Here is an 8561-nt window from a genome sequence, read left to right as displayed (position 1 = left end):
TGCCGGGGGGGGGGGGGGGGCCCGCCGCCCCCCCCCCCCCCGCCCCCCGGGGGGCGGGGAGCAGGAGGGGGGATTCTTCGCTCATGGCGGGCCTTGTAAGTCGATTTGGATGTCCATCTGCCACCTTAAGATCCGGCGAGAGCTGGCCATTTGATGCTGGTCAACTGCGTGCCCACAAACAGTTTGAAACAGCTACAAATTGGCTGTAGTGTGAACTGCGGTTTACATTTTCCCCATGCATACTTTAATTCAAACCGAAACCTATCGAAGGTGGTTCGCTGCCTTGCGGGATTCACGGGCGAAGGCCCGAATCAACGTCCGGTTGCGTCGAGTCGAGCTTGGAGTGATGGGGGACTGTAAGCCGGTTGCTGAAGGGGTGTCCGAGTTGCGGATCGACTATGGTCCGGGCTATCGGGTGTACTTCGTTCAGCGAGGTTATGAAGTGATCATCCTCCTGGCGGGAGGCGATAAAGCTAGCCAGGCCAGAGATATCAAATCCGCTCTCAAGCTGGCTCGCGACCTCTAGGAGGCCATCGTGGCAAATACCAAACTGACCAAATGGGACGCTGTAGACCATTTGAAGACGGAAGAGGACATGGCTTTGTATCTTGAAGCCTGTCTGGAAGAAAACGACCCGACGTTGCTCGCTGCTGCCTTGGGTGATATCGCTCGTGCCCGTGGCATGGCTCAATTGGCACGCGATACCGGGCTTACACGGGAAGGCTTGTACAAGGCGCTGTCTGCTGAAGGTAACCCAAGTCTGGCGACCATCATGAAGGTGATGGCGGCGCTTGGGGTGAGGCTGCATGCCGAGGTGCTGCCGCGTACTTCAGGGTAAGGACTGGTATTGGCGTCGGTAGCCAAGTCATATGATTGCCGAGCCATCAACTTAAATTGCAGACAACAAAAAACCCGCACTAGGCGGGTTTCTTGTTGTCGCTTCGGGTAACTTTGCAACCACCAGAAGCTTGAAGGTGGTGCCCAGAGACGGAGTCGAACCGCCGACACGAGGATTTTCAATCCTCTGCTCTACCGACTGAGCTATCTGGGCGACGAGGTGAATTAAATAGATTTTCTGACGCCCCGTCAACGACTTTTTGAAAAAATTTTAAATTAATTCCGTCGCTTACGATTCGTGGGGTCATTCGGCGGGTGGAACGTAGCCTTCCGCCTGGGCGTATTCCTCGCCAGCGAAAAACTTGTCCATCTCGCCCTGGAGGAACTTGCGGTCCTCGCCGTTCATCATGTTCAGGCGCTTTTCGTTGATCAGCATGGTCTGGTGTTTCTTCCAGTCTTCCCAGGCTTTCTCCGAGATGTGATCGAAGATGTCCTGGCCCTTGGCGCCGGGGTAGGGCGGGCGTTCCAGGCCTGGCAGTTCTTCTTTGTACTTGCGGCACATCACGGTGCGGGTCATCGGGCTTCTCCTGCAATCAGTTCGTCGGCCGCGCGTTTAAGCAGCTTTTTCACCGGGGCGGCAAGGCCCAGGCGCGGCGGGGTGGCGAGGTTATACCAGAGCCAGTCGGCCTCGGCCACGTGCTCGCCGAGCGCATCGACGCGCACCAGCCAAGGCTCGATGGCCAGCTGGAAGTGGCTGAAGGTGTGGGTCAAGGCGTCCATGGCGCGGCTGCCAGCCAGGCGCAGGCCGTGCTGGTAGGCCAGGTCGTCGAGCTGGGCGATGTCGTCCAGTTCCGGCAGGCTCCACAAGCCACCCCACAGGCCGCTGGACGGGCGCCGGTAAAGCAGGATGGCGCCTTCGTGGTTGGCCAGCAGTGGCATCAGCGTACGCCGTTGTGGCAACGCCTTGCGTGGCTTGGGCTCGGGGTAGCGGGTTTCTTCGCCGTGCAGGTGTGCTTCGCAGCCACGCTGCAGCGGGCAGATCAGGCAGCTGGGCTTGCTGCGCGTGCACAGCGTGGCGCCCATGTCCATCATCGCCTGGGTGTAGTGGTTGGCACGCTGCTGTGGGGTAAAGCGCTCGGCTGTGGCCCACAGCTGGTTGGCCACCTTGGGCTCGCCGGGGTAGCCGCCCTGGGCGCTGTAGCGGGCCAGCACGCGCTTGACGTTACCGTCCAGGATCGGCGCGCGGATGCCCATGCTGATACTGGCGATGGCACCGGCCGTGGAGCGGCCGATGCCGGGCAACTCGGTGAGCTGCTCGACACTGCGCGGGAATTCGCCGCCATGCTGCTCGACAACGATCTTCGCGGCCTTTTGCAGGTTGCGTGCGCGGGTGTAATAGCCAAGGCCCGTCCACAGGTGCAGCACTTCGTCCTCCGGCGCTTCGGCCAGGGCCTGCACGGTTGGCAGGGCCTGCATGAAGCGGTCGAAGTAATTCAGCACGGTGCTGACCTGGGTCTGCTGCAACATGATTTCCGACACCCACACCCGGTACGGGGTGATGCCCTGTTGCCAGGGCAGGTCGTGCCGGCCGTGTTCGTCATACCAATCCAGCACAGCGCTGGAGAACTGCTCGGGGCTCATCGCTTGAACAGCCCCTTGAGCGCGTCTTTCAATTCCGGGCTCACTTTGTCTCCGAGTTTTTCATCGAGTTTTTCGTCGATCTTGTCTTTCAGGCGGTTGCCGGCCAGCTTGGCCGCCACTTTGCCCAGGCCGTTCTGGTCCAGGCGGCAGGCCTTGGCGCCCAGCTCCAGCGGGCCACGGCAGCGCAGCGGCACTTCAACGCCCACATAGCGTTCGTTGACCTGGCAGGCCGGGTCCGGCATGGCGCGCTGGTCGCCTTCGACGATCACGCCCACGTTGTAGTCCATGCCCAGCACGCGCAGGTCAAGGTCGCCATGGCCGTTGACGGTCAGGCCCGGGATGCGTGCCTTGAGGTCCGGGTTGCTGGCAACACCATTGCGCACCACCAGGCTGCCGCGCAGTTCCTGGAAGGGGGTGTCCTTGCCACGTGGTTCGCCGCTCAGGGTCTTGCGATTGAGCGTGGCGATGGCCTGGCACAGTTGTTGTTCCAGGTTGGCGTTGACCAGCACGCCATCGTTGATGGTGAAGTTTGCACTGCCGTTGAGCGTGTCGACCAGTGCCTTCTGGCTGTTGCCGGTGGCGGTCAGATCACTGGTCAGGGTCAGCAGGCCCTTGACCGGTGGCGCCTGGTCCTTGCCCTCGGTCTTGATGAAGTGCTCAACCGGCACCCGCTGGATGTGGATATTCACCCCCAGTTGCGGCACGGCAGGGCGCACATCGACCGTGCCCTTGGCTTCGAAGGTGCCGTTGTACAAGCCGCCGCGCAGGGTCTGCAGGGTCAGCAGACCACCTTGGCTGATGGCCTTGAGCTGGGCATCGACGATGGGCAGTTTATCGAGGGTCAGCGAGCCGAAGGCCAGTTCAGCCTGCAGGTCGAGGGCGCGCAGGCGGTCGACCGGCAGCAGCTTGTCGTCGCTCCAGGCCACCTGGGTCGGGGCATTGGGCAGCGGCGAGCTGCCGGCACCGGCCACCGCACTGGCTTCCTGTTGCTTGACTTCGGCCTGGCGCGCAGCGGTGGCGCCCTTGGCTTGCTCGCTCTTGGCCGGCAGGTAGCGGTCGGCGTCGAAGGTGTCACCTTTAAGCTGCAGGCGCAGGGCCTGCTTGGCGAAATCTTCGACGGCCACGCGGCCGCTGAAGGTGCTGTCGTCCAGCTTCACGGCCAGGTCTTCCAGGGCCAGGCTGCTGGGTGTGCCCTGCAGGCGGGTGACCAGCTCCAGCTTGGCAAAGGCCGCTGGGTCGTTGGTGGCCGGCAGCGGGTGGCCGATGCTGTCGAGGAAGGTACGCAGGTTGAATTGGGCGATGGACAGGCCACCGCTCAGCTGCGGCGCCTTGTCCAGGTCACGCAAGTTCAGCTCACCGAGGGCGCGCAGCTGGTTGGCCGAGACTTTCAGGCCGCTCCACGAGGCAACATTGGCGGCCAGGTCAACCAGCAACTGGCCTTGGGCGGCGAAGGTCACGGTCTTGCCGCCGGTAGGCTCACCCGAAGTTTCACCCGACAGGCGCATGTCTTCGAAGTTGTAGCGCTTTAGCTTGCGGTCGAAGCGCAGTTCGCCGGCCAGCTCGGTGCGGGCCTTGATGTTTGGCTGGCTGGCACTGATGAAGGCGCTGGCCTTGAGCGGGATGTTCGCGCCTTCATGGACTGGCCCGGTGCTCAGCTGGATGCTTTCGGCGCTGTAGCTCTGGCCGGTCTTGGCATCGGTGTACTGCACCCGGGCGTTGTTCACGGTCAGGCTGTCGATGTCCAGCTTGACGGCGCGATCGTTGCCATCGGCAGTCGCTGGCTTTTGCTCGGCAGGCGCCTGGGCCGGTGCGTCGGTGGCTGTGCCGTTTTGCGCAGGCAGTGGCTTGCCGATGTCTTCCCAGTTGCCATGGCCCTGTTCGTCGCGCACCAGGGTCAGGTTCAGGCCCTCGACGCGCACATCGCTCATTTGCACTTCGCGGCGCAGCAGTGGCAGTACCCGTACCGACAGGCCAAGCATCTGCAGGTCGGCGAACGGTTCCTTCGGTTTGGCCAGGGTGGCGATGCTGGCTTCGTGCAGCTCCAGACCCAGCCAGGGGAACAGGCTCCAGCCGATGTCACCGTTGAGGGTCAGTTCGACGTGCGCCTTGTCGCGTGCCAGCTGGCGAATCTCGTCTTTGTAGTCGTTGGGATCGAAGAGGTGGGTCAGGGCGAAGCCCAGCGCCACGATGATCAGCAGCAACCCGAGAAGCCCCAGTCCCAGGATTTTGCCGAACGCTTTCATGGGCGAGTCCTTGTAGTCCGATTTGAATTTCGAGCGGCTGAGTATAGCGCCGCCGTGTATGTCCCTGCGTATTCGACAAGAGATGCAGGACATTTCCTATGCTTGCAACAGAGGGTACGGCTTTCGACAGCCATGATTTTGCTTGTTCCGAATGTTTTGCCTGTGCCGGCCTCTTCGCGGGTAAACCCGCTCCTACAGGGGCACGCAATCCTTGTAGGAGCGGGTTCACCCGCGAAGAGGCCAGAACAGGCAACAGGACCGTTTCAGCCGAGCAAAAAAACACGATATCAGATTGCTTTCACGTCACTTGATGCTGCTACCCTTGCGCCGCTTTGCCTGCCCCCACCCTATAAGAAAGGATCAAATCCATGAGCACTACCGTCGCGACGGGTACCTCGGCCAGTGCGCCGGGCTTCTTGTCGAAGGAGCGCATCATCGCCCGCCCGGGCTTCAACCGCTGGCTGGTCCCGCCAGCGGCCTTGGCCATTCACCTGTGCATCGGCATGGCCTATGGCTTCTCGGTGTTCTGGCTGCCTTTGTCGCAAGCCCTCGGCATTACCGCCCCGGTCGCCTGCGCCGCAGACATGGGCTTTGTGGCCCGCCTGTTCAGCGCCGAGTGTGACTGGCCGATCTCGATGCTGAGCTGGATCTACACCCTGTTCTTCGTCTTCCTCGGTTGCTCGGCGGCGGTGCTGGGTGGCTGGCTGGAGCACGCCGGCCCACGCAAGGCCGGCCTGGTCTCGGCGCTGTGCTGGTGCGGCGGCATGCTGATTTCGGCCATTGGTGTAAAGACCCATCAGCTGTGGCTGATGTGGCTGGGCTCCGGGGTTATCGGCGGTATCGGCCTGGGCCTGGGCTATATCTCGCCCGTGTCGACCCTGATCAAGTGGTTCCCGGACAAACGCGGCATGGCCACCGGCATGGCGATCATGGGCTTTGGCGGCGGGGCGATGGTCGGTGCACCGCTGGCCACCGCGCTGATGGGGCATTTTGGCAACGAGCACGAAGTGGGGGTATGGCAGAGCTTCGTCGCCATGGCGGCGATCTACTTCGTGTTCATGACCGCTGGCGCCTTGGCCTACCGGGTGCCGCCAACCGGCTGGAAGCCTGAAGGCTGGACCGCCCCGCTGAAGAAAGCCGGCAACACCATGGTGACCGACCGCCATGTGCACGTCAGCGTGGCCTGGAAAACCCCGCAGTTCGCGCTGATCTGGCTGGTGCTGTGCCTGAACGTGTCTGCGGGTATCGGTATTCTCGGCATGGCCTCGCCGCTGCTGCAGGAAGTGTTCGCCGGCAAACTGCTGGGCAACGAACTGACCTTCAGCCAGCTGAACACTGCCCAGCTGGCGCAGATTGCCGCGATCGCCGCCGGTTTCACTGGCCTGCTGAGCCTGTTCAACATTGGCGGGCGGTTCTTCTGGGCGTCGTTCTCCGACTATATCGGCCGCAAGAACACCTATTTCGCCTTCTTCGCCCTGGGCGTGGGCTTGTACAGCCTGGTGCCGAACATGGGCCACCTGGGCAACGTGGCGCTGTTCGTGGCGGCGTTCTGCATCATCCTGTCGATGTATGGCGGTGGCTTTGCCACGGTGCCGGCGTACCTGGCCGACCTGTTCGGTACGCAGATGGTCGGTGCCATTCATGGCCGCTTGCTGACCGCCTGGGCAGCAGCCGGGGTGCTGGGGCCGGTGCTGATCACCTACCTGCGTGAGTACCAGCTGGCGGCGGGCGTGGAGCGCGCGGCGGCTTACGACATGACCTTGTACATCCTGGCTGGGCTGCTGGTGCTGGGCTTTATCTGCAACATGCTGGTGCGGCCGGTGGCCGACAAGCACTTCATGAGCGATGCCGAGCTGGCGGCCGAGCGGGCGTTGAGCCATGACAAAGGCGCCGATGGGGCGCGCTCGCTGGAGTGGAAAGCGGCGCCGGGCAGCTTGCCACTGGTGTTGCTGGCCTGGGCAGTGGTGGTTGTGCCGTTGGCCTGGGGGGTGTGGATTACCCTGCAGAAGACGGCGGTGCTGTTCCACTGATGTAATCCTGTGCTGGCCAGTGGGGGCGCTTTGCGCCCCTTTCCGACCGGTCCGGCGCCCCGGCAAGGCCGCTCCCACAGGGACCGCGTAAGCTTCAGGGTTGCACGGTCCCTGTGGGAGCGGCCTTGTGTCGCGATGGGCTGCAAAGCAGCCCCAATTACGCGGTTGTATAGACCTGTAGCGCTATCAACCCCCCGCAATTCCTCGCTTTGCCATATGTCATCCGCGTTTCAAGCTGGCGCGTTCTGGGCCTATAATGGAGCCCTTTTCGCCCAATGATTTTGCGGAGCTGGTGATGGTCGAACGTAAGGCTTCCGTCGAGCGCAATACCCTGGAAACCCAGGTCAAGTGCTCGATCAACCTCGATGGCAGTGGCAAGGCCCGATTCGATATCGGTGTGCCTTTCCTTGAACACATGCTGGACCAGATCGCCCGCCATGGGCTGATCGATCTGGATATCGAGTGCAAGGGTGACACGCATATCGACGATCACCATACCGTCGAAGACGTCGGGATCACCCTGGGCATGGCATTCGCCCAGGCCATCGGTGACAAGAAAGGCATCTTCCGCTACGGCCACGCCTACGTGCCGCTGGACGAAGCGCTGTCGCGCGTGGTCATCGACTTCTCTGGCCGCCCAGGCCTGCAGATGCATGTGCCGTACACCCGTGCCAGCGTCGGCGGCTTCGATGTCGACCTGTTCCAGGAGTTCTTCCAGGGCTTCGTCAACCACGCCCTGGTGACCCTGCACATCGACAACCTGCGTGGCCACAACACCCACCACCAGATCGAAACCGTGTTCAAGGCTTTCGGCCGCGCGCTGCGCATGGCTGTCACCCTTGACGAGCGCATGGCCGGCCAGATGCCGTCCACCAAAGGGTGCCTGTAAATGCAGACGGTAGCCGTAATCGACTATGGCATGGGCAACCTGCACTCGGTGGCCAAGGCGCTTGAGCACGTAGGTGCCGGTAAAGTGCTGGTCACCAGTGATGCCGCGGTCATTCGCGAAGCTGACCGCGTGGTGTTCCCGGGCGTAGGCGCGATTCGTGACTGCATGGCCGAAATCCGCCGCCTGGGCTTCGACAGCCTGGTGCGTGAAGTCAGCCAGGACCGCCCGTTCCTCGGTATCTGCGTGGGTATGCAGGCGCTGCTGGAGCACAGCGAGGAAAACACCGGCGTCGACTGCATCGGCCTGTTCCCCGGCCAGGTGCGTTTCTTCGGCAAAGACCTGCAAGAAGACGGCGAGCACCTGAAGGTGCCGCACATGGGCTGGAACGAAGTCAGCCAGACCATCGACCACCCGCTGTGGCACGACATCCCTGACCGCGCACGTTTCTACTTCGTGCACAGTTACTACATCAATGCCGGCAAGCCGGGCCAGGTGGTCGGCCGCGGCCACTATGGCGTCGATTTCGCCGCCGCGCTGGCCGATGGCTCGCGCTTTGCCGTGCAGTTCCACCCGGAGAAGAGCCATACCCATGGCCTGCAACTGCTGCAGAACTTCGTCGCCTGGGACGGGCGCTGGTAAATGAGCAAGTCAAAGACCAAGGCCCCGGTCCTTACCCTGGCCCCCGAGCAGGAGCGTGATGCGTTGCACACGCTCAAGCGCTTTCTCGAAGACCGTTTCGAGCTGGAACTGGGGTCGTTCGAGGTGGCCGAGGTCCTTGAGCTGTTCAGCAAAGAAATTGCACCCCTTTACTACAACAGGGCGATTGCCGATGTTCAGCTGCACCTCAAGGAGCGGTTCGAGAGCATCGAAAGCGATCTGTGGGCGCTCGAGAAGCCCTGAAACCCCAAGAACAGACAGGTT

The 8561-nt window shown here is 62.4% G+C and carries 9 protein-coding genes and 1 tRNA gene; 6 read left to right on the top strand and 4 right to left on the bottom strand.

Translation table 11 applies throughout. From position 1 onward, the window contains the following. Window positions 1-235 precede the first annotated feature (235 nt). A complete protein-coding gene (locus IAE39_RS11005; RefSeq protein WP_201202169.1) occupies window positions 236-526 on the top strand; it encodes a type II toxin-antitoxin system RelE/ParE family toxin in 291 nt (96 codons plus the stop codon). 9 nt (window positions 527-535) lie between these two features. Then, window positions 536-838, top strand: a complete 303-nt coding sequence (locus IAE39_RS11000) for an addiction module antidote protein (RefSeq protein WP_201202167.1) — start codon at window positions 536-538, stop codon at window positions 836-838. A gap of 137 nt (window positions 839-975) precedes the next feature. Here IAE39_RS11000 and IAE39_RS10995 read toward each other — a convergent pair. From IAE39_RS10995 to IAE39_RS10980, 4 genes are all read right to left on the bottom strand, one after another. Beyond that, window positions 976-1051: transfer RNA gene (locus IAE39_RS10995), tRNA-Phe, on the bottom strand. A gap of 90 nt (window positions 1052-1141) precedes the next feature. Beyond that, complete coding sequence (locus IAE39_RS10990; RefSeq protein ID WP_201202165.1) at window positions 1142-1414, bottom strand: oxidative damage protection protein; 273 nt, start codon at window positions 1412-1414, stop codon at window positions 1142-1144. Next, window positions 1411-2478, bottom strand: a complete 1068-nt coding sequence (gene mutY / locus IAE39_RS10985) for an A/G-specific adenine glycosylase (RefSeq protein WP_201202164.1) — start codon at window positions 2476-2478, stop codon at window positions 1411-1413. The genes IAE39_RS10990 and mutY overlap by 4 nt, the downstream gene beginning before the upstream one ends. Then, a complete protein-coding gene (locus IAE39_RS10980) occupies window positions 2475-4721 on the bottom strand; it encodes an AsmA family protein (protein ID WP_201202162.1) in 2247 nt (748 codons plus the stop codon). The genes mutY and IAE39_RS10980 overlap by 4 nt, the downstream gene beginning before the upstream one ends. A 368-nt stretch (window positions 4722-5089) precedes the next feature. Here IAE39_RS10980 and IAE39_RS10975 point away from each other — a divergent pair, with 368 nt between their 5' ends. From IAE39_RS10975 to IAE39_RS10960, 4 genes are all read left to right on the top strand, one after another. Then, window positions 5090-6751: an OFA family MFS transporter gene (locus IAE39_RS10975; RefSeq protein WP_201202160.1), complete on the top strand. Its 1662-nt coding sequence runs from the start codon at window positions 5090-5092 to the stop codon at window positions 6749-6751. A gap of 295 nt (window positions 6752-7046) precedes the next feature. After that, window positions 7047-7640 (top strand): imidazoleglycerol-phosphate dehydratase HisB, encoded by a 594-nt coding sequence (gene hisB, locus IAE39_RS10970; RefSeq protein WP_009682881.1) that lies wholly within the window; start codon window positions 7047-7049, stop codon window positions 7638-7640. Beyond that, a complete protein-coding gene (gene hisH, locus IAE39_RS10965; protein ID WP_016484506.1) occupies window positions 7641-8279 on the top strand; it encodes an imidazole glycerol phosphate synthase subunit HisH in 639 nt (212 codons plus the stop codon). Continuing rightward, window positions 8280-8540: a DUF2164 domain-containing protein gene (locus tag IAE39_RS10960; protein ID WP_201202159.1), complete on the top strand. Its 261-nt coding sequence runs from the start codon at window positions 8280-8282 to the stop codon at window positions 8538-8540. Window positions 8541-8561 lie beyond the last annotated feature (21 nt).

Source organism: Pseudomonas sp. S37 (assembly GCF_016658545.1).
Classification (GTDB): domain Bacteria; phylum Pseudomonadota; class Gammaproteobacteria; order Pseudomonadales; family Pseudomonadaceae; genus Aquipseudomonas.
The sequence above is the reverse complement of the archived record's forward strand: the minus strand, read 5'-3'. Positions and strand labels throughout refer to the sequence as shown.

Excerpts from the sequence above, each read along its gene's own strand:
- mutY (WP_201202164.1), bottom strand. The coding sequence starts at position 2,478 with ATGAGCCCCGAGCAGTTCTCCAGCGCTGTGCTGGATTGGTATGACGAA.
- IAE39_RS10960 (WP_201202159.1), top strand. The coding sequence starts at position 8,280 with ATGAGCAAGTCAAAGACCAAGGCCCCGGTCCTTACCCTGGCCCCCGAG.
- hisH (WP_016484506.1), top strand. The coding sequence starts at position 7,641 with ATGCAGACGGTAGCCGTAATCGACTATGGCATGGGCAACCTGCACTCG.
- hisB (WP_009682881.1), top strand. The coding sequence starts at position 7,047 with ATGGTCGAACGTAAGGCTTCCGTCGAGCGCAATACCCTGGAAACCCAG.
- IAE39_RS10975 (WP_201202160.1), top strand. The coding sequence starts at position 5,090 with ATGAGCACTACCGTCGCGACGGGTACCTCGGCCAGTGCGCCGGGCTTC.
- IAE39_RS10990 (WP_201202165.1), bottom strand. The coding sequence starts at position 1,414 with ATGACCCGCACCGTGATGTGCCGCAAGTACAAAGAAGAACTGCCAGGC.
- IAE39_RS10980 (WP_201202162.1), bottom strand. The coding sequence starts at position 4,721 with ATGAAAGCGTTCGGCAAAATCCTGGGACTGGGGCTTCTCGGGTTGCTG.
- IAE39_RS11005 (WP_201202169.1), top strand. The coding sequence starts at position 236 with ATGCATACTTTAATTCAAACCGAAACCTATCGAAGGTGGTTCGCTGCC.